This window comes from Erwinia sp. 198, assembly GCF_003937915.1.
GTDB classification, from domain to species: Bacteria; Pseudomonadota; Gammaproteobacteria; order Enterobacterales; family Enterobacteriaceae; genus Erwinia; species Erwinia aeris.
Window position 1 is genome coordinate 330,100 of sequence record NZ_RHUM01000001.1, and the last position, 23,776, is coordinate 353,875.

21 protein-coding genes are annotated in these 23,776 nt (G+C 55.6%); 10 read left to right on the forward strand and 11 right to left on the reverse strand.

Going from position 1 to position 23,776, the window contains the following annotated elements:
- Positions 1-233: 233 nt before the first annotated feature.
- The 8 genes from ruvX to metK all read right to left on the reverse strand — a co-directional run bounded on the left by ruvX (position 234) and on the right by metK (position 7,472).
- Positions 234-656 (reverse strand): Holliday junction resolvase RuvX, encoded by a 423-nt coding sequence (gene ruvX, locus EGK14_RS01570; protein ID WP_125287317.1) that lies wholly within the window; start codon positions 654-656, stop codon positions 234-236.
- On the reverse strand, positions 656-1,219 hold the full coding sequence (locus EGK14_RS01575; protein WP_125287318.1) for a YqgE/AlgH family protein: 564 nt from the start codon (positions 1,217-1,219) through the stop codon (positions 656-658). The genes ruvX and EGK14_RS01575 overlap by 1 nt, the downstream gene beginning before the upstream one ends.
- A gap of 90 nt (positions 1,220-1,309) precedes the next feature.
- Positions 1,310-2,254 carry a glutathione synthase gene (gene gshB / locus EGK14_RS01580; RefSeq protein WP_125287319.1) on the reverse strand — a complete coding sequence of 315 codons (945 nt, stop codon included), beginning with the start codon at positions 2,252-2,254 and terminating at the stop codon, positions 1,310-1,312.
- Positions 2,255-2,308: 54 nt separating this feature from the next.
- Positions 2,309-3,040, reverse strand: a complete 732-nt coding sequence (gene rsmE, locus EGK14_RS01585; RefSeq protein ID WP_125287320.1) for a 16S rRNA (uracil(1498)-N(3))-methyltransferase — start codon at positions 3,038-3,040, stop codon at positions 2,309-2,311.
- 72 nt (positions 3,041-3,112) lie between these two features.
- Positions 3,113-3,817: a deoxyribonuclease I gene (endA, locus tag EGK14_RS01590; protein ID WP_125287321.1), complete on the reverse strand. Its 705-nt coding sequence runs from the start codon at positions 3,815-3,817 to the stop codon at positions 3,113-3,115.
- Between the two features lie 107 nt (positions 3,818-3,924).
- Positions 3,925-4,437 (reverse strand): SprT family zinc-dependent metalloprotease, encoded by a 513-nt coding sequence (locus EGK14_RS01595; protein ID WP_125287494.1) that lies wholly within the window; start codon positions 4,435-4,437, stop codon positions 3,925-3,927.
- A gap of 69 nt (positions 4,438-4,506) precedes the next feature.
- The gene (locus tag EGK14_RS01600; protein ID WP_125287322.1) at positions 4,507-5,904 is read right to left on the reverse strand and encodes a sugar porter family MFS transporter; all 1,398 of its coding nucleotides are present in this window, start codon (positions 5,902-5,904) and stop codon (positions 4,507-4,509) included.
- A gap of 413 nt (positions 5,905-6,317) precedes the next feature.
- Positions 6,318-7,472 carry a methionine adenosyltransferase gene (metK, locus tag EGK14_RS01605; protein ID WP_125287323.1) on the reverse strand — a complete coding sequence of 385 codons (1,155 nt, stop codon included), beginning with the start codon at positions 7,470-7,472 and terminating at the stop codon, positions 6,318-6,320.
- A 720-nt stretch (positions 7,473-8,192) separates the two neighbouring features.
- Here metK and speA point away from each other — a divergent pair.
- Entirely contained in the window at positions 8,193-10,169 is a 1,977-nt protein-coding gene (gene speA, locus EGK14_RS01620; RefSeq protein ID WP_125287325.1) for a biosynthetic arginine decarboxylase, read from the forward strand.
- Positions 10,170-10,311: 142 nt separating this feature from the next.
- Positions 10,312-11,235: an agmatinase gene (gene speB / locus EGK14_RS01625; RefSeq protein WP_125287326.1), complete on the forward strand. Its 924-nt coding sequence runs from the start codon at positions 10,312-10,314 to the stop codon at positions 11,233-11,235.
- Positions 11,236-11,276: 41 nt separating this feature from the next.
- On the opposite strand, the gene EGK14_RS01630 is transcribed toward speB, so the two are convergent.
- Positions 11,277-12,029 (reverse strand): M48 family metallopeptidase, encoded by a 753-nt coding sequence (locus tag EGK14_RS01630; protein ID WP_125287327.1) that lies wholly within the window; start codon positions 12,027-12,029, stop codon positions 11,277-11,279.
- Positions 12,030-12,303: 274 nt separating this feature from the next.
- Here EGK14_RS01630 and tkt point away from each other — a divergent pair, with 274 nt between their 5' ends.
- Complete coding sequence (gene tkt / locus EGK14_RS01635; protein ID WP_125287328.1) at positions 12,304-14,295, forward strand: transketolase; 1,992 nt, start codon at positions 12,304-12,306, stop codon at positions 14,293-14,295.
- A gap of 40 nt (positions 14,296-14,335) precedes the next feature.
- Here tkt and EGK14_RS01640 read toward each other — a convergent pair whose 3' ends face one another.
- Positions 14,336-15,073: a polymer-forming cytoskeletal protein gene (locus EGK14_RS01640; RefSeq protein ID WP_125287329.1), complete on the reverse strand. Its 738-nt coding sequence runs from the start codon at positions 15,071-15,073 to the stop codon at positions 14,336-14,338.
- Positions 15,074-15,557: 484 nt separating this feature from the next.
- Between EGK14_RS01640 and epd the strand changes: the two genes are divergently transcribed.
- From epd to EGK14_RS01670, 6 genes are all read left to right on the forward strand, one after another.
- Positions 15,558-16,604: an erythrose-4-phosphate dehydrogenase gene (gene epd, locus EGK14_RS01645; protein WP_125287330.1), complete on the forward strand. Its 1,047-nt coding sequence runs from the start codon at positions 15,558-15,560 to the stop codon at positions 16,602-16,604.
- A gap of 22 nt (positions 16,605-16,626) precedes the next feature.
- Positions 16,627-17,787 (forward strand): phosphoglycerate kinase, encoded by a 1,161-nt coding sequence (pgk, locus tag EGK14_RS01650; protein ID WP_125287331.1) that lies wholly within the window; start codon positions 16,627-16,629, stop codon positions 17,785-17,787.
- Between the two features lie 91 nt (positions 17,788-17,878).
- Positions 17,879-18,958: a class II fructose-bisphosphate aldolase gene (fbaA, locus tag EGK14_RS01655; protein ID WP_125287332.1), complete on the forward strand. Its 1,080-nt coding sequence runs from the start codon at positions 17,879-17,881 to the stop codon at positions 18,956-18,958.
- A gap of 285 nt (positions 18,959-19,243) precedes the next feature.
- Positions 19,244-20,140 (forward strand): small-conductance mechanosensitive channel MscS, encoded by an 897-nt coding sequence (gene mscS / locus EGK14_RS01660; RefSeq protein ID WP_125287333.1) that lies wholly within the window; start codon positions 19,244-19,246, stop codon positions 20,138-20,140.
- Positions 20,141-20,319: 179 nt separating this feature from the next.
- Positions 20,320-20,940, forward strand: coding sequence for an arginine exporter ArgO (gene argO / locus EGK14_RS01665; protein WP_125287334.1), 621 nt, complete (start codon positions 20,320-20,322; stop codon positions 20,938-20,940).
- 151 nt (positions 20,941-21,091) lie between these two features.
- Entirely contained in the window at positions 21,092-21,811 is a 720-nt protein-coding gene (locus EGK14_RS01670) for an oxidative stress defense protein (RefSeq protein WP_125287335.1), read from the forward strand.
- Between the two features lie 88 nt (positions 21,812-21,899).
- Here the strand turns inward: EGK14_RS01670 and EGK14_RS01675 are convergent, their stop codons facing one another.
- Positions 21,900-22,796, reverse strand: a complete 897-nt coding sequence (locus EGK14_RS01675) for a LysR family transcriptional regulator ArgP (RefSeq protein WP_125287336.1) — start codon at positions 22,794-22,796, stop codon at positions 21,900-21,902.
- Between the two features lie 198 nt (positions 22,797-22,994).
- Here EGK14_RS01675 and rpiA point away from each other — a divergent pair, with 198 nt between their 5' ends.
- On the forward strand, positions 22,995-23,654 hold the full coding sequence (rpiA, locus tag EGK14_RS01680; protein ID WP_125287337.1) for a ribose-5-phosphate isomerase RpiA: 660 nt from the start codon (positions 22,995-22,997) through the stop codon (positions 23,652-23,654).
- The last annotated feature ends 122 nt before the right edge of the window (positions 23,655-23,776 follow it).

A 23,776-nucleotide genomic window follows, 5' to 3' on the forward strand; every position in this document is an offset into this window, starting at 1 on the left:
GAGCAGGTGGTATAAGGGTAAGCGCAGGCGATAGCGTAATGACAGGTCAGGCTGATGCGTCAGGTCAGGCTGATGGCGTAACGGCAGGCAGGACTAGCGGCAGGTGACCGGCGGCGGGGGGAAAACGTGCCCGGGGCGTAACGGCAGACAGAACCGATAGCGTAACGGCTGGTGCACGAGCCGGGCGGCGTTACGCGGCCCGGCGGTAAAAAGTGAAGCGATAAGCGAGCCGACTAGCTCCACGCGTTTTCAAACCAGCTTTCGAGAATGATCACGGCTGAAAGGGAATCGACGCTGCCCTTATTTAACGCACGGAAGCCGCCACGTGAAAAGAGGTCGGCCCTGGCTTCCACGGTGCTGAGCCGCTCATCGTGCAGCTCTACCTTGACGCCAAAGCGCCCGTGCAGCCGGTTGGCAAATTTGCGCGCTCTGGCGGTTAGCGGCTGTTCGGTGCCGTCCATATTTAACGGCAGACCGACCACAACATGATCCGGCTGCCACTCTTTCAGCAACGCCTCGATTTTGCTCCAGTCGGGCGTGCCGTCCTGTGCCTTCAGGGCAGGAAGCGGGCGGGCGGTGCCGGTAAGCTGTTGGCCAATCGCCACGCCGATGCTTTTGGTGCCAAAATCGAAGGCCAGCAGGGTAAGGTGGCTCATCAGGCGTGTCCAACATCGCTGGTGATATTGTGAATATCCACGCCGATGCTTTTCGCCGCTTCGCGCCAGCGTTCGGCAACGGGCGTTTTAAACAGAATGTTGCTGTTGGCCGGAATGGTCAGCCAGGCATTTTCCAGCAGCTCGTTTTCCAACTGGTCTTTCTCCCAGGCGCAGTAGCCTAGCGCGACCAGCACGCTTTCCGGTTGCTCCGGCGTGCCCAGCGTTTCCAGCACGTCGCGGGAGGTAGTGATCACCGTATTATCGGAAACGCGAATGCTGGACGCGTAGGTATGCTGAGCAGAGTGCAAAATAAAACCGCGATCTTCTGCCAGCGGGCCGCCGGCAAAAACCGGCTTGTCGAGCTTGACTTCGGGTTCGCGCGGGGTTGGCATAATTTTTAACTTCTTAAGAATGCCGTCGACGGTTAGATTTTCCATCGGTTTATTAACGATAATACCCATGGCGCCTTCGTCATTGTGTTCGCAGATATAAACAACCGAACGTTTAAACAAAGGATCCAGCAGCGTGGGCATGGCAATCAAAAAATGATGCTGTAAATTCATATCAGGATTCTGTAGTCGGGTTGCCCACCTGCGGTAAAGGCCGCAGGCGAACAACAGGGTTAGCACGAAGGCCCGTCAATCCTTTTTTTATCAGGCCAGTCGTTTTTCAATCGCATCCATAAGCATACCAGTAATTGAAATCGGGAATGCGGCCTCGATCTCACGTATGCAGGTCGGGCTGGTCACGTTAATTTCCGTCAGCTTGTCGCCGATGATATCCAGGCCGACAAAAATCAGGCCCTTTTGCTTCAGCATCGGGCCGACGCGGCGGGCAATTTCCCAGTCGCTTTCGGACAGCGGACGCGCTTCGCCACGGCCGCCGGCCGCCAGGTTGCCACGCGTTTCGCCCGATTTGGGAATGCGAGCCAGGCAGTAAGGCACGGGTTCACCATCCACGACCAGCACGCGTTTGTCGCCTTCTTTAATCGCTGGCAGATAGTTCTGCGCCATGCAGTAGAAGCTGCCATGCTCGGTCAGCGTTTCAATAATCACCGACAGGTTTGGATCTTCCTGCTTCACGCGGAAAATAGAGGCGCCGCCCATGCCGTCCAGCGGTTTCAGGATAATGTCGCCGTGTTCCTGCCAGAAATCGCGGATCTGCTGCGCGCTGCGGGTCACCAGCGTGTCCGGCGTCAGCTCAGCAAACCAGGCGGTGTAGAGCTTCTCGTTGCAGTCGCGCAGGCTCTGCGGCTTATTGACAATCAGCGTGCCTTTTTCTTCCGCGCGCTCAAGGATGTAGGTCGCGTAGATAAATTCGGTGTCGAAAGGCGGATCTTTACGCATCAGCACTACGTTCAGATCGGCCAGCGCAATATCCTGCTCGCTGCCGAACTCGTACCACTTGTCATAGTTTTGCTCAACGCTCAACAGACGAGTGGCCGCGCGCGCTTCGCCGCCGCGCAGATAGAGATCTTTCATCTCCATATAGTGAATTTCATAACCGCGGCGCTGTGCTTCCAGCAGCATCGCGAAGCTGCTGTCTTTTTTAATATTGATGGCGCTAATCGGGTCCATCACAATGCCAAGCTTAATCATTAGTCTCTCCAGTTGAGCTTTCTTGCCTGCCGTTTTTCTCGTCAGTGCCTGTTATCAGCCTAAATCGCCAAACCGTACCTGAAGGGCGGTAATGGCGGTTAGCGCGGTGGTCTCCGTGCGCAGCACGCGAGGCCCTAAAAGGATATCGGTAAAGCCGTAGCGCGCCGTCATCGCGATCTCATCCGCCGTCAGGCCGCCTTCCGGGCCAATCAGCAAACGGACGCGTTCCACGGGCTGCGGCAGGGTATTGATGCTTTGGCTCGCTCTCGGGTGCAGATTGAGCTTCAGGCTGCTGTCCTCTTCGGCGCTCCAGGCCTCCAGCGTCATTGCTTCACGTACTTCCGGCACGCGATTTCTGCCGCACTGCTCGCAGGCGGCAATCACAATTTTTTGCCACTGCTGGATTTTTTTCGCCAGCCTTTGGGCATCAAGCTTTACGCCACAGCGCTCAGAAAACAAGGGGGTGATGCTGTTTACGCCCAGTTCCACCGCTTTTTGAATGGTGAACTCCATCTTCTCGCCGCGCGACATCACCTGGCCTAAATGGAGGTGAAGCGGGGATTCACGGCACTCTTCGTGACTTTCCTGCACGGCGACGCGCACATTTTTCTTATCCGCCTGCATAATTTCGGCGCTAAATGTCAGATTAGTACCATCGAACAATTCCAGGCGCTGACCTGCGTTCATCCGCAGTACGCGTCCTACGTGATTTGCCGCTTCTTCGTTGAGGAGAACTTCGCTGCCGACGACCAGCGGCTCGGCATGATAAATGCGGGGTATGCGCATGGGGATCCTGATAAAAGTAACTGGCCGCGGCGGGCGCGGCCAAGACATGCTGTCCAGTTTAGGCCACAGATTTTACCGCTGGCAAGCACGCTGTACATAGGGGTTATGGTTGCCCTGGACTTTTGCGATGCGGTTATCGCGCTCGCATTCCCAGGCGGTAACCGGATACTGCTTGTCCCAGACCGTCATCAGCTGAGTTTGCTGTTTCGACATCGCAATCTGGTACTGGTCGCGCATATAGAACCACGTGCGGGCGATGGCACCACGCGCGCGCGCTGGCGGTTCAGCCTGCTTATTCTTAAAGTCGATCTTCATTTCGCACTGGCCGTACTGATGCTCGCTGCCGTTCCACTGGCTGTACATAAAGTTGCCGCGATCGCCGTTAACCTCGCCGATGGCGGGCTGCAGGTTATGCAGATCGGACTCTATACGGCGATAGCCTGCGTCTTTGGCGCACTGTTTTCTGCCGCCGTCCTGCCAGCACTGGCGCTGGTGGCCGAAAGTCCAGGCGGGCACCACGTGTTCCCACTCAATGCGGTTAGCGCGGTTGGCGTTTTTGCGCACCTGATAGCCGCAGGAGGCGAGATCCGGCACGCCTTTTTTCCCCTGCCAGTTAATTTTACAGCCGCAGTAAAAAGAGCCGGGCGCATCGGCATTGATCTGCGCGGCATAGGCTTTCGCCTGGCTGAAATTATTCTGATGGTAGTTGTTGGGGCTTAACCCGTGGGCAAAGAACGCGGTCAGCATCGAAAAGCAGCCAATAATTTTGCGTAACATAGTTCGGTTTTCTGTCAGTCAATAAAGCGGCGAGAGTAGCAGAAGCACCGGATAACAGGAAATCGTCGTGTGCTTTATCAGCGCTTTTTTTGACGCCAGGCCGATTTTTATGCAGGCGTAAACGTGCCGGGCTGTAGTTTTTCGCCGCAGTGAACGCAGCGGTATTCGCTCTCACCGCGCGTAACCCGGTTATGACGGCGCACGGTCAGCTGATGCTGCTGACAGCGGCATCGGTAGGGGAAAGCGCGGCTGCGCACCGATTCGATAGCAAACTGGTGCGTGCGTCGTGCAGGCACGCCCAGTACGCTCTCCATCATCCACTTCCACTCTTTGCCGTGCGGCGCCACGCGGCCAAACTGTTTCCATACCAGCAGATGCGCCAGCTCGTGCGGCACCACTTCATTGATAAAAGCTTCCTGATTTTCCAGCAGCAGCACCGGATTCAGGCGGATCTCCCAGGTTTCCAGCCAGGCAGTGCCCGCAGCCGTACCGCGCTGCTGATAAACCAGCTTTGGTTCAGGATAGTGGCGTTCAAGACGCTGATTAGCCTGCTGCAGCTTGTCGCGCAGCGAACGCATTACGGCCTGTTGTAGGGCTATTGGAAGTCGAGGGGATTTCATGGTGCAGAGGATACGACGTGAAGCAGGGGAATTCAATGAAGCTGGCCGGGTTGCCCCGGCCAGTGAAGCTTAGTCGCGCTGACCGATGTCGCGCAGCTTTTTGCCGCTTAACAGGTTGCGTTCGATATGCTCAAGAGAAACGTTTTTGGTTTCCGGGATCAGCATAATAGTCAGAATGATAAAGAGAATATTCAGACCTGCGTAGACCCAGAAGGTATTGGCGTTGCCCAGCGTGTTCAGCATGGTCAGGAAGGTGGCCCCGACGATCATGTTGGCAATCCAGTTGGTCGCCGTAGAAACGGTGATACCAAAATCGCGCCCTTTCAGCGGCTGAATTTCAGAACACAGTACCCAGATCAGCGGGCCGGCGCTCATGGCGAAGCCAATGATAAACATCAGCAACATAGCGACAGCAAAGTACTGTGCGCCGGCAGAGTGAATGCCGATATGCAGCATGGTACCCAGCACGCCCATACCGATCGCCATGACCAGGAAGCCCAGCTTCAGGGTCGGCTTACGGCCCCAGCGATCCACCAGACCGATAGCGATAAAGGTCGCCAGCACGTTGATCAGACCAACGATAACGGTGCCCCACATCTGCTCGGTGGTATTGGTAAAGCCGGCAATTTCAAAAATTTTCGGCGCGTAGTACATGATGACGTTCATACCGGTGAACTGCTGCATAACCTGTAGCAGAATACCCAGCCAGACCGCACGGCGGAAATTACCGTTGTTTTTGAACAGATTCCAGCCGGACTGTTTGATCTTCAGGCTTTCACGGATTTCATCCAGCTCGCGTTTTGCCTGCTCGCTGGTGTCGCGCAGGCGATCCAGCACGCGCTGCGCATCGCGGAAGTTGCCTTTCGCCGCCAGCCAGCGCGGGCTGTTAGGCAGGAAGCAGACGCCGACCAGCAGCAGGGCCGCCGGGATAGTGATGATGCCCAGCATCCAGCGCCATTCGCCGGTGTAGCTGAACGCGGTATCGGAGAGATAGGCACCCAGAATACCGATGGTGATCATCAGCTGGTACAGGGAGATCATACTGCCGCGGATTTTTTCTGGTGCGATTTCAGAAAGGTAAAGCGGAGCGGTAAAGGAAGCCACGCCGACGGCCAGGCCCAGCAGCACGCGCGCCACAATCAGCATATCCGCGTTTCCCGCCATGGCTGACCACAGAGAGCCGATAACGAACAGCACTGCGCCAATCATCAGGCTCTTTTTACGACCGAGGTAAGAGGACATCCAGCCGCTGCCGACGGCGCCGACGGCGGCACCGAACATCATTGAGCTGACGATCCATTCCTGCTGGTGGGCAGTGACGTTGAAATCTTTCGCAATGAAAGGTAAAGCGCCGGCAATCACGCCGATATCCAGCCCGAAAAGCAGGCCGGCGAGTGCGGCGAGTAAACATACGAACAAGGTCATCGCCTTGTTGGATGTTCTGCTCTGTTTCTTATTATCAGGCATGAAGCCTCCATATTAGTGGTACTGTATATTGTTTTTATAAATGTTAAAAAAACCCGGCGCGAAAGACTGTGCGGGCGATCACACGGTGTAATCGGTTACACACCAGATCTTTCTGAAAACGGTGGTTTTCATACGCGCTTACGCTTTATAACCGTTCAGGCATAGCACTAAATAGCTTCTCCTGGTTCCCTGCTGGCCCTCTATCGGACAGCGCTGAAAATAGCGCATTCCCGCTACTCTTGTTAAGGCTGGAAATTCTTAATTATCAGATGCTGCCTGATGTTTCTGGATGTAACCGTTAACATGCGGGGCGGCGAAAGCCTGCAAAAGTGTACACGGAGTTTACCAATCCGCCAGCCAGCGGGCAGCAAAAAGGGCACCCTTTAGGTGCCCTTGATGCAATAGGTAAAACCTTACTTCAGGCCAGCGGCGTCACGCAGCTGTGCGGCCTTGTCGGTTTTTTCCCACGGGAAGTGCTCGCGGCCAAAGTGACCGTAAGCCGCAGTTTCGCGGTAGATTGGGTGCAGCAGATCCAGCATCTGGATCAGGCCGTAAGGACGCAGGTCGAAGAACTCGCGTACCAGCAGCGTCAGCTGTTCGGTAGAGATTTTTTCTGTACCAAAGGTTTCTACCATGATGGACGTCGGTTCCGCAACGCCGATGGCGTAAGAAACCTGGATTTCACAGCGATCGGCCAGGCCGGCAGCCACGATGTTCTTGGCCACGTAGCGTGCTGCGTAGGCTGCGGAACGGTCAACTTTTGACGGATCCTTACCGGAGAACGCGCCGCCGCCGTGACGAGCCATGCCGCCGTAGGTGTCCACGATGATTTTACGACCGGTCAGGCCGCAATCGCCCATCGGGCCGCCGATAACGAAACGGCCGGTCGGGTTGATATGGTATTTGGTACCGGCGTTGATCCATTCAGCTGGCAGAACCGGCTTGATGATCTCTTCCATCACCGCTTCCTGCAGCGCTTTCTGATCGATATCTTCTGAATGCTGCGTAGAAAGCACTACCGCGTCGATACCAACGATTTTGCCCGCATCGTACTGGAAAGTGATCTGGCTTTTCGCATCCGGACGCAGCCACGGCAGGGTGCCGTTTTTACGCACTTCGGACTGACGCTGCACCAGACGGTGCGCGTAGGTCACCGGCGCAGGCATCAGCACGTCGGTTTCGTTGGTGGCATAGCCGAACATCAGGCCCTGATCGCCCGCGCCCTGTTCCAGCGGATCGGCGCGATCCACGCCCTGGTTGATATCCGGCGACTGTTTGCCGATAGCATTCAGCACCGCGCAGGAGTTGGCATCAAAGCCCATGTCGGAATGGACATAGCCGATTTCACGCACGGTATTACGGGTGATCTCTTCGATATCTACCCACGCGCTGGTGGTGATTTCGCCACCGACCAGCACCATGCCGGTTTTTACGTAGGTTTCACAGGCGACGCGGGCTTTCGGATCCTGCTCAAGGATGGCATCCAGCACGGCATCAGAGATCTGGTCGGCGATTTTATCGGGATGTCCTTCTGAGACGGACTCGGAAGTGAAAAGGTGTTTAGCCATTTATTCTTTACCTTACTGAAACGGGTTGGGATCGACTGCATAGCGCTAAAAAGAAACGGCTTTCTCTCTCTGCGCCCCCTCAGGCAAAGCCATGAGCAGTACAATAATTTAATTTAAGACGCTTAGAAGTTAACCAGTATAGATGGATTCACATCTGGACGGCTATTTTAGGTTACTCGTTAAACAGATTGCCAGCATTTTTTATCGGAAACAACCGGGGAATTTTGTAAAAATTACCGTGCCTCTTGTTGTTCCTTACATTTAAATTTTGCATTCCTGTCGTGCTGATTGTATAAAACGCCGCTGCTGTAAGCCGGGTTTGCCGGTATCAGCGGCAGGCGCGTCAGCGAGAGGACTTTTCGCTGGCCTTTTCCTCCCGGTTTCCCCAAGCGGAGCTGAATACGGTCATGATCGCAACCGGTTCATTGCGCCATTCCGGCGCGCGCAGACTCTTCCTGTCCCGTTTTCCTGCCTCGGTGCCGTGCCGATGTAGCACCGGTCGTAATACCGGCATTCATTGTCGATAATCTCCTTCTTCTCGTTTCTCAGCGCAGCTGGGTGCCGGAGTCCGCGACGTGTTTAATGTTATACTTTTGATATCGCCTGGTGCGGTGCCTCAGCGTTTTATGCTGGGCTTCCCGGTAGTCGATGGGTTGTTGTCGTGGGTTTTCCCTGCGATAGTAGTTAACTGTTCCGCATCATTGAAATTCGAGGCTCGCGATGTCTGACGACAGCAAGATGATTAAGGGTTCGTCAGCAGGCGAACAGGGTGTACTCCGCTCAATGCAGGAGGTGGCCATGAGCGATCAAGATGCCAGCAAAATGCTGCGCACCTACAATATTGCCTGGTGGGGCAATAATTATTACGACGTCAATGAGCTGGGGCATATCAGCGTCTGTCCCGATCCGGACGTGCCGGAAGCGCGCGTCGATCTGGCCCGGCTGGTTAAAGAGCGCGAGGCCGAAGGGCAACGCCTGCCCGCGCTGTTCTGTTTCCCTCAAATTTTGCAGCATCGCCTGCGCTCCATTAACGCAGCGTTTAAGCGCGCGCGGGAATCCTATGGCTATCGCGGCGACTATTTCCTGGTCTATCCGATCAAGGTTAACCAGCATAAGCGCGTGATCGAATCCCTGATCAACTCCGGCGAGCCGCTGGGGCTGGAAGCCGGTTCTAAAGCGGAGCTGATGGCGGTGCTGGCGCACGCGGGCATGACCCGTTCGGTGATCGTCTGTAACGGCTACAAAGACCGTGAGTATATTCGTCTGGCACTGATCGGCGAAAAGATGGGCCACAAAGTCTATCTGGTGCTGGAAAAGATGACCGAAGTGAAGCTGGTGCTGGAAGAAGCGGAACGCCTGAACGTGGTGCCGCGTCTTGGCATCCGCGCGCGCCTGGCCTCGCAGGGCTCCGGTAAATGGCAGTCCAGCGGCGGCGAAAAGTCCAAGTTCGGCCTGTCGGCTACGCAGGTGCTGAAGCTGGTCGAAATCATGCGTGAAGCCGGCCGAATGGAAAGCCTGCAGCTGCTGCACTTCCACCTTGGCTCGCAGATGGCGAATATCCGCGATATCGCTACCGGCGTACGTGAATCGGCGCGTTTCTATGTTGAACTGGCGAAGCTGGGCGTTAACATCCAGTGCTTCGACGTGGGCGGCGGCCTGGGCGTGGACTATGAGGGAACGCGTTCCCAGTCCGACTGTTCGGTCAACTACGGCCTGAACGAATACGCCAACAACGTAATCTGGGCTATTGGCGATGCGTGTGAAGAGCACAATCTGCCGCATCCGACGGTCATCACCGAATCAGGTCGTGCGGTTACCGCGCACCATACCGTGCTGGTTTCCAACATCATCGGCGTGGAACGCAACGAGTTTATTACGCCGGAGTCGCCGCCAGCGGATGCGCCTCGCCCGATTATCAGCCTGTGGGATACGTGGCAGGAGATGCACGAGCTGAACAATCGCCGCTCGCTGCGCGAATGGCTGCACGACAGCCAGATGGATCTGTTTGATATCCATACGGGCTACTCGCAGGGCATTTACAATCTGGAGCAGCGCGCCTGGGCGGAGCAGCTTTACCTGAGCGTTTGTAACTACATTCAGCAGCATCTGGATCCGGGCAACCGCGCGCACCGTCCGATTATCGACGAGCTGCAGGAGCGTATGGCGGATAAGATTTACGTCAACTTCTCGCTGTTCCAGTCCATGCCGGACGCGTGGGGTATCGATCAGCTGTTCCCGGTACTGCCGCTGGAAGGGCTGGATAAAAAGCCGGAGCGCCGCGCCGTGCTGCTGGATATCACCTGTGATTCAGACGGCACCATCGACCACTATGTGGACGGCGACGGTATCGCTACCACCATGCCGATGCCGCAGTACGACGTGGATAATCCGCCGATGCTGGGCTTCTTTATGGTCGGCGCGTATCAGGAAATTCTGGGCAATATGCACAACCTGTTCGGCGATACCGAAGCGGTTGACGTTTATGCTTACGCAGACGGTCGTGTTGATGTGCAGCTGTCGGACGAAGGCGATACCGTAGCGGATATGCTGGAATACGTGCAGCTGGATCCCAACGAGCTGCTGACGCATTTCCGCAAGCAGATTGCCGAATCCGATCTGGATGACGAGCTGCGCGCGCAGTTTATCGAAGAGTTTGAAGCGGGTCTCTACGGCTACACTTATCTGGAAGATGAGTAAGCCTTAGCCGCGCGGTCGGGCGGCGCTTTTCCGCCTGACAACCTGAACCCAATCCCTTTCTCGTCGGGCCTAACGACGCGACGGGGATTTTTTTTTAGCTATAACAGCAAGGCCAGCCTGGCCGACAGCAAGAGAGGGGCTTATGTATAATACTCTGGGCAACCAGTACGATAACTCTTTGGTTTCCAATGCTTTTGGTTTTATGCGTTTTCCGGTTAACTTCCAGCCGTACGACAGCGACGCCGAATGGGTGATCACCGGCGTACCGTTTGACGCGGCCACGTCCGGCCGTCCCGGCAGTCGCTTAGGGCCGGGCGCCATCCGGCAGATCTCGACAAACCTGGCCTGGGAAGGCTGCCGCTGGCCGTGGAATTTCGATCTGCGTCAGCGTCTGAACGTCGTTGACTGCGGCGACCTGGTTTACGCTTTTGGCGATTCGCAGGATATGAGCGATAAACTGCAGGCCCATGCGGAAAAGCTGCTGGCTAACGGCAAACGCATGATGACCTTTGGCGGCGATCACTACGTTACGCTGCCGCTGCTGCGCGCGCACGCGAAACACTTCGGCAAAATGGCGCTGGTGCATTTTGATGCGCATACCGATACCTATTCCAACGGCCCGAAGTTCGACCACGGCACCATGTTCTACACCGCGCCGCAGGAAGGGCTGATCGATCCGACGCGCTCCGTGCAGATTGGTATTCGCACCGAGTTCGATGCATCGCTGGGCTTCAACGTGCTGGATGCGGCGCAGATTAACGATCGCAGCGTTGACGATATCATCGCGCAGGTGAAAGAGATCGTGGGCGATATGCCTGTTTATCTGACTTTTGATATCGACTGTCTGGATCCGGCTCACGCGCCGGGCACGGGCACGCCTGTTGTCGGCGGTCTGACCTCGGACAAAGCAACTAAGCTGGTGCGCGGTCTGCAAGGGCTGAACATTGTGGGCATGGATCTGGTGGAAGTCGCGCCGGGCTATGACCAGTCCGATATCACTGCGCTGGCCGCCGCCACGTTGGCGCTGGATATGCTGCACGTTCAGGCTGTGAATAAAGGCGAGTAATCGTCGAAAGGGGCCAGCCGCAGGGCTGGCCTTGTTCAGGCTTATTTTCCGGCTTCGATGCGCGCTTTAATATGCGCCGCACGGGACTCGGAAGAAGGGTGAGAATCGAACATGGTGCTCGCGCTGCCGCCTTCCAGCTTCGCCAGTTTCTCAAAGCTGGTTTCCAGACCCAGCGGGCTGATACCGCGCTTTTTCAGCAGATCGAACGAGTAGTCGTCCGCCTGCGACTCCTGTTTTTGCGAGAACTGCGCGTTAACCAGCTTTTCGCCCAGATCGCCCAGCTGCGACTGCGACAGCGTGGCGGCAATACCACCAACGGATGCGGCTGCGGTACGCGCTGCGGTGGTGCCGTAAGCGACCTGCATCGCGCGGCGGGTATGGCCCAGCGCCACGTGACCCATTTCATGGCCCAGCACGCCTTCCACTTCATTGTCCGTCATCATATCCATCAGGCCGCTGTAAACGCGGATACAGCCGTTGGCCATCGCCCAGGCGTTAACGTCTTTGGTCAGGTAAACCTTGTAGTTAGCAGGCGTGCCGTTGATGTTATCGCCAAGCGCGGCGGCGATTTTATTCAGGCGCTGGGTATAAACGCTGTCGGCTGGCGCAATCTGCGCTTCGCTGTCCATTTGCTCGCACGATTTTACGCTCAGCTCTTTTACCTGTGCGTCGCTAAGCGAAGCGGCCTGATAGGCCTGCGCGCCAGACTGCAACAGCGCGTTGCTGTCAAAATTCTGACAGCCGGTCAGTGCGGTAGCGACGGCCAACGCCATCAGGGAAGCGGGTATTTTCATATTTCCATCCATTAGATAACAAGGTAATAAAAACAAAGACCTGCCGTTAAAGGCAGGGAATAAGATTGGCACTATGTTAACTTCCTGTGCGCTAATGCATAGTTCCAACGTCTGAAAAACGCAAGTATGGCCCTGTTTTTTTGCACTTTTCACCATGTACATTCGGCTGCGCTTTCATGTACATTGAGGGTCGTCTTTTGCAGCTTTGCCTGATAACTCGTTGATTAAAATAGGTTAAGGACGGCGAAGCCTTTAATCCGACCTGGAGTAGAACATGTCTTCTCGTAAAGAGCTTGCGAACGCCATTCGCGCATTAAGTATGGATGCTGTACAGAAAGCGAAATCCGGCCACCCTGGCGCACCCATGGGCATGGCGGATATTGCCGAAGTGTTATGGCGTGATTTCCTGAACCATAACCCCACCAACCCGCTGTGGGCCGACCGCGACCGCTTCGTGCTGTCCAACGGACACGGCTCGATGCTGATTTACAGCCTGCTGCACCTTTCTGGCTACGATTTGCCGATTGCCGAGCTGGCAAACTTCCGTCAGCTGCATTCCAAAACTCCAGGTCATCCGGAATACGGCTACACCGCCGGCGTTGAAACCACCACTGGCCCGCTGGGGCAGGGCATCGCCAACGCCGTGGGCATGGCTATCGCCGAGCGCACGCTGGCTGCGCAGTTCAACCGTCCTGGCCATGATATCGTCGATCATAACACCTATGTGTTTATGGGCGACGGCTGCATGATGGAAGGGATCTCGCACGAAGTTTGCTCGCTGGCCGGTACGCTGAAGCTGGGCAAGCTGGTGGCCTTCTATGATGACAACGGCATCTCTATTGATGGTCACATCGACGGCTGGTTTACGGACGATACGGCACAGCGTTTTGAAGCCTACGGCTGGCACGTGGTGCGCGGCGTGGACGGACACGACGCGGAAGCCATCCGTAAAGCGGTTGAAGAAGCAAAAGCGGTCAGCGACAGGCCTTCACTGCTGATGTGCAAAACCGTGATCGGTTTCGGTTCGCCTAATAAAGCCGGCACGCACGATTCCCATGGCGCGCCGCTGGGCGACGAAGAAATCGCGCTGACCCGTAAACAGCTGGGCTGGAACCACGCGCCGTTTGAAATCCCTCAGGATATCTACGCGCAGTGGGATGCCAAAGAAGCAGGCAAGGCGAAAGAAGCAGCCTGGAACGAGAAGTTCGCGGCCTATGCCAAAGCTTATCCCGAGCTGGCTCTGGAGTTCCAGCGCCGCACCAAAAACGAGCTGCCGGAGAACTGGCAGGCCGAGTCGCAGAAATTCATTGAACAGCTGCAGGCCAATCCGGCCAAAATCGCCAGCCGTAAAGCCTCGCAAAACGCGCTGGAAGCTTTTGGCAAGCTGCTGCCGGAATATCTGGGCGGTTCCGCCGACCTGGCGCCAAGCAACCTGACCATGTGGTCTGGCTCCAGGCCGATCAACGAAGACGCGGCGGGCAACTATATTCACTACGGCGTGCGTGAGTTCGGCATGACCGCTATCGCCAACGGCATTACGCTGCACGGCGGTTTCCTGCCGTATACCGCCACCTTCCTGATGTTTGTGGAATATGCGCGTAACGCTGCCCGTATGGCCGCGCTGATGAAAATTCGTCAGGTGATGGTCTATACCCACGACTCTATCGGTCTGGGTGAAGATGGCCCAACGCACCAGCCGGTTGAGCAGCTGGCCAGCCTGCGCGTCACGCCGAACATGAGCGTGTGGCGTCCGTGCGACCAGGTTGAGTCTGCGGTAGCCTGGAAATATGCGATTGAGCGTCACGACGGCCCAACCGCGCTGATCTTCTCTCGCCAGAATCTGGCGCAGCAGGAGCGTAGCGCCGGGCAGCTGGCTAACGTGGCTCGCGGCGCCTATATCCTGAAAGATTGCGACGGCACGCCGGAAGTGATCCTGATTGCAACCGGTTCTGAAGTTGAGCTGGCGGTTGGTGCTTACGAGAAGCTGAGCGCGGAAGGGCATAAGGCTCGCGTGGTGTCCATGCCTTCTACCGATGCTTTCGACAAGCAGGATGCGGCCTACCGTGAAGCCGTACTGCCGAAAGCGGTTGGCGCGCGCGTGGCGATTGAGGCCGGTATCGCCGATTACTGGTTCAAGTACACTGGCCTGCATGGTGCGGTGGTTGGCATGACCACCTTTGGCGAGTCGGCACCGGCCGAGAAGCTGTTTGAAATCTTCGGCTTCACCGTAGACAACGTGGTCGCTAAAGCGAAAGAGCTGCTGTAATAAACCGGGTTCGCCTGTGCAAACAGGCGAACCTTCTTGCCTACTGCGCAGTGTCCCGCAAATGGAAATCCTGGCTGGGTGCTATCACCGGCTCCGCAAAGCTTTTCACCACGTTGCTTTCCTGTTCTCTTTCCGTCTTATAGGGCTTGGACTGACCATAAAATTTGCCCTGCTGGTTGATCGAAAGCGATTCGCACTCGATGGTGCCATCCATAAATCCGTTGGCGTTAATGGCCACCTCCCGACTACAGCATAACCCTTTCAGCTCGCCGCTGATTTCGGTGCGCTGCGCCCGGATTTCCCCTTCGACCCGCCCATCTTTCTGCACAAAAACGGTTTTTTCTGAATTTACCTTACCGTTAACGCTGCCGGTGATATGAATATCGCCTGCCGCGCTGATTTCACCCACTATGGTGCAGGTATCCGGGATAGTGGTGGTGCCTGTGGCAGGCGCGCTGGCGACGCTGACGACGGTTGCGGCAGAGACGCTTTCCTCAAATTCGCCGTCCATTAGCGAAGCGGAGGAGGGCGGCACGGGCGAAGTATAATTCAGCGGAGCGCCGGGCTGACGGGGATTCTCTTTACGTTTGAACATCGCTATTTCCTTATTTAACGTGGATTTCCTGAAGGCAAGCCAGGTAAAAATGGCGGAGGCTACGGCCATTAACAGCCCCCGATGCTGGTGGATCAGCAACAGCGTGGTCGCCCAGCTAAGGGAGTAGACGAGCAGCGCTGAAGCCCAGATAATCCAGAGATACCAAAGCAGGTTGTAATTCATATTCCGGCACGGTTAGTACCAGCAAGTGGACGCCAGATCCTTCCCGATCCTGCTACAGCCAGCCGCGCTTTTACCGGCGCTCTGCTGTGGGCGTCTCCTTCCTGGAAACGGTTGTCAGAGAGAAAATTCTGATATTCATCTGCAAAAGTAAGAAAACGCCGTTGATCGTGTCGCTAACTGGTTATTTGAAAGTAAATATCAGTAAAAGTTACTTTACTACTTTGTTGGGGATGATTGGCCTGTTTTTTATACAGAACCTTACCTAAATGTGATGCAGGTCAGATTTTTAAACTGTGGATTGATCTGGCGCATTCCAATTATTCCGCATTGTCTTTATTGTAGCTGAACCGTTTCAACAAGCATTGGGGCTGACCTCTTTCCGTTGGAAAAACGGCCCGGTAACGCAAAAATTCCCTGTACAAATGGGAACGCCTGGCTCAGGCTAACGCTCCGGTTTTGCACAGAATTTGGATGCAGGAGTGATATGACGGTTCGTATTGCCATCAATGGTTTTGGACGCATTGGACGCAACGTGCTGCGCGCGCTTTATGAAACCGGACGCCGGGCGGAGATTACCGTCGTGGCGGTTAACGAGCTGGCGGAAGCCGCCGGCATGGCGCATCTGCTGAAATATGATACCAGTCACGGCCGCTTTGCGTGGGACGTTCGTCAGGAGCGCGATCTGCTGTGGATAGGCGAAGATCCCGTCCGCATCCTGCATCGGGCCGCTATCGCCGATCTTCCCTGGAAGGAGCTGAACGTGGATGTGGTGCTGGACTGTACCGGCGTCTGGGGCAGCCGCGCCGACGGCGAAGCGCACCTGGCCGCCGGCGCAAAAAAAGTTCTGTTTTCCCATCCGGGCGGCAACGATCTTGACGCTACCGTGGTTTACGGCGTCAATGAAAAAGCGCTAAGGGCCAACGACCTGATCGTTTCTAACGCCTCCTGCACCACAAACTGTATTATTCCTGTGATTAAGCTATTGGATGATGCTTTCGGCATTGAGTCGGGAACGGTCACCACCATCCATTCCGCCATGCACGATCAGCAGGTCATTGACGCTTACCATACTGATTTGCGCCGCACTCGCGCGGCCAGCCAGTCGATAATTCCGGTGGATACTCGCCTTGCTGCTGGTATCACGCGTATTTTTCCGAAATTCAATGACCGTTTTGAAGCGATCGCCGTGCGTGTACCGACAATTAACGTGACCGCCATTGATTTAAGCGTCAGCGTCCGCACGCCGGTAAAGGCTTGCGAGGTAAACGCGCTGCTGCGAAACGCATCAGAAAAAGCATTTAGTGGTATAGTTGACTATACGGAACTACCGTTAGTCTCCATTGATTTTAATCACGATCCGCACAGTGCCATTGTGGACGGTACGCAAACGCGGGTCAGCGGACAGCACCTGATCAAAACGCTGGTCTGGTGTGACAACGAATGGGGCTTTGCTAACCGAATGCTCGACACGACGTTAGCCATGGCCGCCAGCGGTTTCAGCCAGGGCGCGGACTGCGCCTTTAAAATTTAGAGAATCAACGAGAGGACTCACCATGTCAGTAATTAAAATGACCGATTTGGATCTTGCCGGGAAACGCGTACTGATTCGTTCTGATTTAAACGTGCCGGTTAAAGAGGGTAAAGTCACCTCTGACGCACGTATCCGTGCTTCACTGCCGACCATTGAAGCCGCGCTGAAACAGGGTGCGAAAGTGATGGTCACTTCTCACCTGGGCCGCCCGACCGAAGGCGAGTACAACGAAGAGTTCTCCCTGCTGCCAGTAGTTAACTATCTGAAAGAAAAAATTTCTTCTCCGGTTCGTCTGGAAAAAGACTACCTGGAAGGCATTGATATCGCCGAAGGCGAACTGGTGGTGCTGGAAAACGTCCGCTTTAACAAAGGCGAAAAGAAAGACGACGAGGCGCTGGCGAAAAAATATGCCGCGCTGTGCGACGTTTACGTGATGGACGCCTTTGGCACCGCGCACCGCGCTCAGGCTTCCACGCATGGCGTGGGGAAATTCGCGCCGGTAGCCTGCGCCGGCCCGCTGCTGGCCAATGAGCTGGAAGCGTTGGGTAAAGCGCTGAAAGAGCCTGCTCGTCCAATGGTAGCGGTGGTTGGCGGTTCTAAAGTTTCCACCAAATTCGACGTGCTGAACTCGCTGGTGAAAATCGCCGATACGGTGATCGTCGGCGGCGGCATCGCCAACACCTTTGTGGCTATCGACAACAAAGTGGGTAAATCCCTGTACGAGCCGGATTTCGTGGAAGCCGCGAAAAAACTGCGCGACGAATACAAAATTCCTGTGCCAACCGACTCCCGTGTCGGCACGGAATTCTCTGAAACTGCGCCTTCAACCGTGAAGAAAGTCTCTGAAGTTAAAGATGATGAAGAGATCATGGACTTTGGCGACGAAACCGCAGAAGCCATGGCTAAGTTATTGAAAGAAGCCAAAACTATTCTGTGGAATGGCCCGGTGGGCGTGTTTGAATTCCCGAACTTCCGCAAAGGCACCGAAATCGTGGCGAAAGCCATTGCCGACAGCGATGCATTCTCTATCGCCGGCGGCGGTGATACGCTGGCTGCCATCGACCTCTTCGGCATTGAAGATAAGATTTCTTATATCTCTACCGGCGGCGGCGCTTTCCTGGAGTTCGTGGAAGGCAAAACACTGCCTGCGGTAGCTATGCTGGAAGAACGCGCGAAACAGTAACCTCTGGGGCGGAGGGCTGCCTCCGCCAGAATGATTTGCCCCTTAAAGGCGCAACATCTTTTCCTACTGCCGACGAAACAGGACAAAAGACATGTCTAAAATTTTTGATTTCGTAAAACCAGGCGTTGTCACCGGTGACGACGTACAGAAAATCTTCAAAGTCGCAAAAGAGAACAAATTTGCACTGCCAGCGGTTAACTGTGTCGGCACCGACTCCATCAACGCCGTGCTGGAAACCGCCGCTAAAGTTAAAGCGCCGGTTATCATCCAGTTCTCCAACGGCGGCGCGGCTTTTATTGCCGGTAAAGGCCTGAAGTCCGATAAGCCGCAGGCTGCAGCTATCCTGGGTGCCATTTCTGGTGCGCATCACGTACACCAGATGGCCGAACATTACGGCGTGCCGGTTATTCTGCATACCGACCACTGCGCGAAAAAACTGCTGCCGTGGATCGACGGTCTGCTGGACGCGGGTGAAGCCCACTTTGAGAAAACCGGTAAGCCGCTGTTCTCTTCCCATATGATCGACCTCTCTGAAGAGTCGCTGGAAGAAAACATCGAGATTTGCAGCAAATATCTGGCGCGTATGTCAAAAATTAACATGACGCTGGAAATCGAGCTGGGCTGCACCGGCGGTGAAGAAGATGGCGTTGATAACAGCCATATGGACGCTTCCGCCCTGTATACCCAGCCAGAAGACGTCAACTACGCTTACGAAAAACTGAACGCAATCAGCCCGCGTTTCACCATTGCGGCCTCTTTCGGTAACGTTCACGGCGTGTATAAGCCAGGCAACGTTAAGCTGACGCCAACCATCCTGCGTGATTCTCAGGAATATGTGACCAAAAAACATAACCTGGCCCATAACGCGCTGGACTTCGTCTTCCACGGCGGTTCCGGTTCTTCCGCTGCTGAAATCGAAGAATCTATCAGCTACGGCGTGATCAAGATGAACATCGATACCGATACCCAGTGGGCGACCTGGGACGGCATCCTGCAGTACTACAAAAAGAACGAAGGTTATTTGCAGGCGCAGCTGGGCAACCCGGAAGGCGCCGATAAGCCAAACAAGAAATACTACGATCCGCGCGTATGGCTGCGCTCTGCTCAGACTTCCATGATTACTCGTCTGGAGCAGGCGTTTAAAGAGCTGAACGCGGTAGACGTACTGTAATTTTCTGGTTCTGAACAGAAGGCTCCCTCGCGGAGCCTTTTTTATGGGTAAGTTTTGGAATGCCCGCTGACGTTTGCCCTGCGCTTTTCTGAAAATATCCGCGCTGTTATCCGCTTTTCCCTTGTTAAAAACCCTGCAAAAAAAGCGTCTTTGCGGTAACAAATTATTAATTTGCCTCGTTATTTGGCACCGTACAGGATTTTTAGTTACGCTTGAGGTTTGGGATGCCAGCCTGGACTGGCAGTCTGCTTACTTCCCGTCGGGGAACAACAACAGGATAAGCAAATGGAAGATTTGAACGTAGTCGACGGCGTAAACCGCGCTGGCAGCTGGCTGGTACACAATCAGGCGCTGCTGCTGAGCTATGCGGTAAATATTGTAGCGGCCATTATCATCCTGATTATCGGGACAATCGTAGCGCGTATCATTTCAAAAACGCTGAACAAGGTGCTGCGCGCTCGTCATATCGACGCCACCGTAGCCGACTTCCTTTCGGCGCTGGTGCGCTATGCGGTGATTGCGTTTACGCTGATCGCGGCGCTTGGGCGCGTAGGCGTACAGACGGCATCGGTTATCGCCGTGCTGGGTGCCGCAGGTCTGGCCGTCGGCCTGGCTTTGCAGGGCTCGCTCTCCAACCTGGCGGCTGGCGTACTGCTGGTGACTTTTCGCCCGTTCCGCACCGGTGACTTTATCGATATCGGCATTATGGGCACCGTACAACAGGTACAGATTTTTTCAACAACGCTGAAAACCGCGGACGGTAAAACCGTTGTAGTGCCAAACGGTAAAATTATCGCCGGCAACATCGTAAACTTCTCTCGCGAGCCGGTTCGCCGTAATGAATTTATCATTGGCGTCTCCTATGATGCCGACGCGGACCAGGTTCTCAAACTGCTGCGCGAAGTGGTGGATGCCGATCCTCGCGTGCTGCAGGATATGGGCGTACAGATTGGCCTGAACGAGCTGGCGGCTTCGTCGGTTAACTACGTGGTGCGCTGCTGGAGCAACGCGGGCGATCTGCAAAACGTTTACTGGGATCTGATGAAGAACTTTAAGCGTGCGCTGGATGCCAACAATATCGGTATTCCTTATCCGCAGATGGATGTGCACCTGCATCAGTCCGCCGACGCCAAAAGCGACGCTGTTCAGACTGCTGCGCCAGCACAGGCAAAGACAGAGTAATTTCAGCCGGTTGAACTTAATGGCTTGCTGATTATGCCAAAGAAAAGGCGGACTGCGGTTCGCCTTTTTACCGGTTGCTACTATTAGCTAATTTTATACTGTATTAGAATATTCAATTTCCTCTAATGATGCTGGCGCTATACACTCGCCGCCAGCTGAAACCGTTTGAGGAATACTTTATGTTTGCCGTTTTCCTGCAGGGCATGGCGCTGGGCGCCGCGCTGATCCTGCCGCTGGGGCCGCAGAACGCTTTTGTGATGAGCCAGGGCGTGCGTCGCCACTACCATTTAATGACTGCTGCGCTTTGTACCTTAAGCGATATCCTGCTGATCTGCGGCGGCGTGTTTGGCGGCAGCGCGCTGCTGACCCATTCCACCCTGCTGCTGAATCTGGTGACCTGGGGCGGCGTACTGTTTCTTTTGTGGTACGGCTGGGGGGCGCTGCGTTCCGCCTTCAGCGGCGATGTGGCGCTGGCGTCATCGGAAGCGATGAAGCAAAGCCGTTGGCGCATTATCGCCACCATGCTGGCCGTAACCTGGCTGAATCCGCACGTCTATCTCGATACCTTTGTGGTGCTGGGTAGCCTGGGCGGCCAGCTTCCGGCAGAAGCGCGCAAATGGTTTGCACTGGGATCGGCCTGCGCCTCGCTAATCTGGTTTTTCGGCCTGGCTATTCTTGCCGCCTGGCTGGCGCCGCGTCTTAATACCACCAGGGCGCAGCGCATTATTAATCTGCTGGTAGGGCTGGTGATGTGGCTGATTGCCCTGAAGCTGGCGCTACAGGCGCTGAATATCTGGTGAACGCGGCCGAACTCATTCCAGGAATTAAGGTCATAGTCTGGCAGGTACAATCGCACTAAGATGCGCACTGATGGAGTAAATTGCGGAAGCCGGTACGCTGTAGTCAGGCCGGCTTCTTCTGCTATGACTGAAGTCCCATGGAGGATCTCCTTTGAAGCTGACCAAACTGGCGCTGGCCGCCCTTATTTTTACCTCGCCTTTTGCCTCGGTGGCGGATGAACTGCCCAACGGCCCGCATGTTGTCACCTCCGGGCAGGCAAGCGTTGACGCGATGCCTGATATCGCCACGTTGGCGATAGAGGTTGGCGTCTCGTCAAAAGATGCGTCTGAAGCGAAAAAACAGGCCGACAGCCGCGTCGCCCAGTATTTTGATTTTCTCCAGAAAAACGGCATTGATAAAAAAGACATCAACGCGGCCAACCTGCGTACGCAGCCGGAATACGATTATCTGAAAGACGGCAAATCGGAGCTGAAAGGCTATCGCGCGGTGCGTCAGGTGCAGGTTACGCTGCGCCAGCTGGATAAGCTGAACGAGCTGCTGGACGGCGCGCTGAAATCCGGACTGAACGAAATCCGCTCCGTTGAGCTGGGCGTGGCTAACCCCGATAGCTATCGCGATAAAGCCCGCCAGGCCGCTATCGAAAACGCCACGCATCAGGCTGGCGAGCTGGCGAAAGGCTTTAACGCTCAGCTGGGGCCGGTTTACAGCATTCGCTATCACGTAGCCAACTATCAGCCGATGCCAATGGCGAGAATGTTTAAAACCGCCGACGCCGCGCCAATGAGCTCGGCCGCGCAAACCTACGAGCAGCAGAGCATTCACTTTGACGATCAGGTGGATGTGGTGTTTGAGCTACAGCGCAAGCAGTAATCTCGCCTGCTGAAAGCCGCGTCCGGTAAGCATTCCGGACGCTTTTCTTTGCCAGGGATGCCTGGCAAAATCAGCGCCAACCTTAGCGCTATTCTCCCTGGCGCAGCACGCGATGGCCGTGAGCAATCAGCGCGTCGGTCACTTTGCGCATCAGGCGGCTTTCCGGTGCAAAACGATGCCAGTACAGCATTCGACGCTGAAACAGCCCCGGCGTCAGATCGATCAGTTCGCCTTCCGCCAGCTCGCGCTCAATCTGTAAGTGCGGGATCATACAGCAGGTCGTGCCCTGACGCGCCAGCTGCACAAAAGCCTCCGACGAGTTAACGATATGGCACGGCACGCTGCCGGGCGACAGATCGAAATTCTGCTGTAAAAACGCCTGATGCATATCGTCAAGATGATCGAAAGCCACCGCCGGCGCCTTCAGCAGCGCGGAGCGGGTCACGCCGTTCGGGAAGTAGCGCGCGGCAAACTCTTTCGAGCCGACAAAAAGATAATCCAGCGCGCCAAGCTGATCCACCAGGCAGCTTGGCAGCGGCTGCGGCTGGATACTTACCGCGCCGACGACTTCGCCGCGCCGCAGGCGCTCCTGGGTACGGGTTTCGTCTTCCACCTGAAGATTCAGGCGCACCGGCGAATCGCTCAGCACCGTTTTCAGCGCGGGCAGCAGCCAGGTCGCCAGACTGTCGGCGTTTACCGCCAGCGACAGCAGCAGCGGCGTGGTGCCGCTGTTTTCATCGCCCAGCCACTCTTCTTCCAGCAGCTCTACCTGATGCAGCAGCGCCAGCAGCTTTTGTCCCTGTTCGGTAGGGCGAGGCGGCACGGTGCGCACCAGCAGCGGCTGACCAAACATATTTTCCAGCTGCTTGATGCGCTGGGAAACGGCTGACTGGGTAATACAAAGTTTTTGCGCCGCGCGTTCAAAGCCGCGCTCGCGAATGACTGCATCCAGCGCCTGAAGCGTTCGATAGTCCGGGCGTTTCATTGTTGTTTTAGCTCTCTTTCAGGTGTGGAATCTGCACTATGCCATATTTTTGCCATTTTGCCCTGCGCTTAAAGCTGGCGTCCCGGTTTTGCGGCCTCTCTTCCAGAGTGACAACAAATGGCGCCACAGGGCGGTTTTTTCAACGAGGGTTGCTTTATACTATCGCCACACAGTAGCAGCACGGATTCTAAACTTACCATGACGCAGGATGAACTGAAAAAAGCCGTTGGCTGGGCCGCGTTAAACTATGTTGAACGCGGCACTATCGTTGGCGTGGGCACCGGATCGACCGCCGCCCACTTTATTGATGCGCTGGGCTCGATTAAAAATGAGATTGAAGGCGCGGTGTCCAGCTCGGAAGCTTCCACGCTTCGGCTGAAAAGCTTAGGCATTCCGGTTTTCGATTTGAACGAGGTGGATTCCCTGTCGGTTTACGTTGACGGCGCCGACGAGATCAACAGCGCGATGCAGATGATTAAAGGCGGCGGCGCGGCGCTGACCCGTGAAAAAATCATTGCCGCCGTGGCGAAAAAATTTGTCTGCATTGCCGACGAATCCAAGCAGGTCGATGTGCTGGGCAAATTTCCGCTGCCGGTCGAGGTCATTCCTATGGCCCGCAGCTTTGTGGCGCGCGAGCTGGTGAAGCTGGGCGGCCTGCCGGAATACCGTCAGCAGGTGGTCACCGACAACGGCAATGTCATCCTGGACGTGCATAATCTGAAAATCCTGGATGCCGTCGCGCTGGAAAAAGCCATCAACGCGCTGCCGGGCGTAGTCACGGTGGGGCTTTTCGCCACGCGTGGCGCAGACGTGGCGCTGATCGGCACGGCAAACGGCGTAAAAACGCTGGGCAATTAGCTGATTAGCGTGGCCTTTTTTCATCCGGAAAGGGCAGGTAGCGCATCAAGGTCGTGGCCGCCAGCCGCGACCTTAAGCCCCAGGCTTTAAGCCATAGCTGTAGCCATAGCCCCATGCCATAG

Bases quoted from the DNA above. Each gene is read 5' to 3' on its own strand.
- ruvX (WP_125287317.1), bottom strand. From the start codon at position 656: ATGAGCCACCTTACCCTGCTGGCCTTCGATTTTGGCACCAAAAGCATC.
- EGK14_RS01575 (WP_125287318.1), bottom strand. From the start codon at position 1,219: ATGAATTTACAGCATCATTTTTTGATTGCCATGCCCACGCTGCTGGAT.
- gshB (WP_125287319.1), bottom strand. From the start codon at position 2,254: ATGATTAAGCTTGGCATTGTGATGGACCCGATTAGCGCCATCAATATT.
- rsmE (WP_125287320.1), bottom strand. From the start codon at position 3,040: ATGCGCATACCCCGCATTTATCATGCCGAGCCGCTGGTCGTCGGCAGC.
- endA (WP_125287321.1), bottom strand. From the start codon at position 3,817: ATGTTACGCAAAATTATTGGCTGCTTTTCGATGCTGACCGCGTTCTTT.
- EGK14_RS01595 (WP_125287494.1), bottom strand. From the start codon at position 4,437: ATGAAATCCCCTCGACTTCCAATAGCCCTACAACAGGCCGTAATGCGT.
- EGK14_RS01600 (WP_125287322.1), bottom strand. From the start codon at position 5,904: ATGCCTGATAATAAGAAACAGAGCAGAACATCCAACAAGGCGATGACC.
- metK (WP_125287323.1), bottom strand. From the start codon at position 7,472: ATGGCTAAACACCTTTTCACTTCCGAGTCCGTCTCAGAAGGACATCCC.
- speA (WP_125287325.1), top strand. From the start codon at position 8,193: ATGTCTGACGACAGCAAGATGATTAAGGGTTCGTCAGCAGGCGAACAG.
- speB (WP_125287326.1), top strand. From the start codon at position 10,312: ATGTATAATACTCTGGGCAACCAGTACGATAACTCTTTGGTTTCCAAT.
- EGK14_RS01630 (WP_125287327.1), bottom strand. From the start codon at position 12,029: ATGAAAATACCCGCTTCCCTGATGGCGTTGGCCGTCGCTACCGCACTG.
- tkt (WP_125287328.1), top strand. From the start codon at position 12,304: ATGTCTTCTCGTAAAGAGCTTGCGAACGCCATTCGCGCATTAAGTATG.
- EGK14_RS01640 (WP_125287329.1), bottom strand. From the start codon at position 15,073: ATGAATTACAACCTGCTTTGGTATCTCTGGATTATCTGGGCTTCAGCG.
- epd (WP_125287330.1), top strand. From the start codon at position 15,558: ATGACGGTTCGTATTGCCATCAATGGTTTTGGACGCATTGGACGCAAC.
- pgk (WP_125287331.1), top strand. From the start codon at position 16,627: ATGTCAGTAATTAAAATGACCGATTTGGATCTTGCCGGGAAACGCGTA.
- fbaA (WP_125287332.1), top strand. From the start codon at position 17,879: ATGTCTAAAATTTTTGATTTCGTAAAACCAGGCGTTGTCACCGGTGAC.
- mscS (WP_125287333.1), top strand. From the start codon at position 19,244: ATGGAAGATTTGAACGTAGTCGACGGCGTAAACCGCGCTGGCAGCTGG.
- argO (WP_125287334.1), top strand. From the start codon at position 20,320: ATGTTTGCCGTTTTCCTGCAGGGCATGGCGCTGGGCGCCGCGCTGATC.
- EGK14_RS01675 (WP_125287336.1), bottom strand. From the start codon at position 22,796: ATGAAACGCCCGGACTATCGAACGCTTCAGGCGCTGGATGCAGTCATT.
- rpiA (WP_125287337.1), top strand. From the start codon at position 22,995: ATGACGCAGGATGAACTGAAAAAAGCCGTTGGCTGGGCCGCGTTAAAC.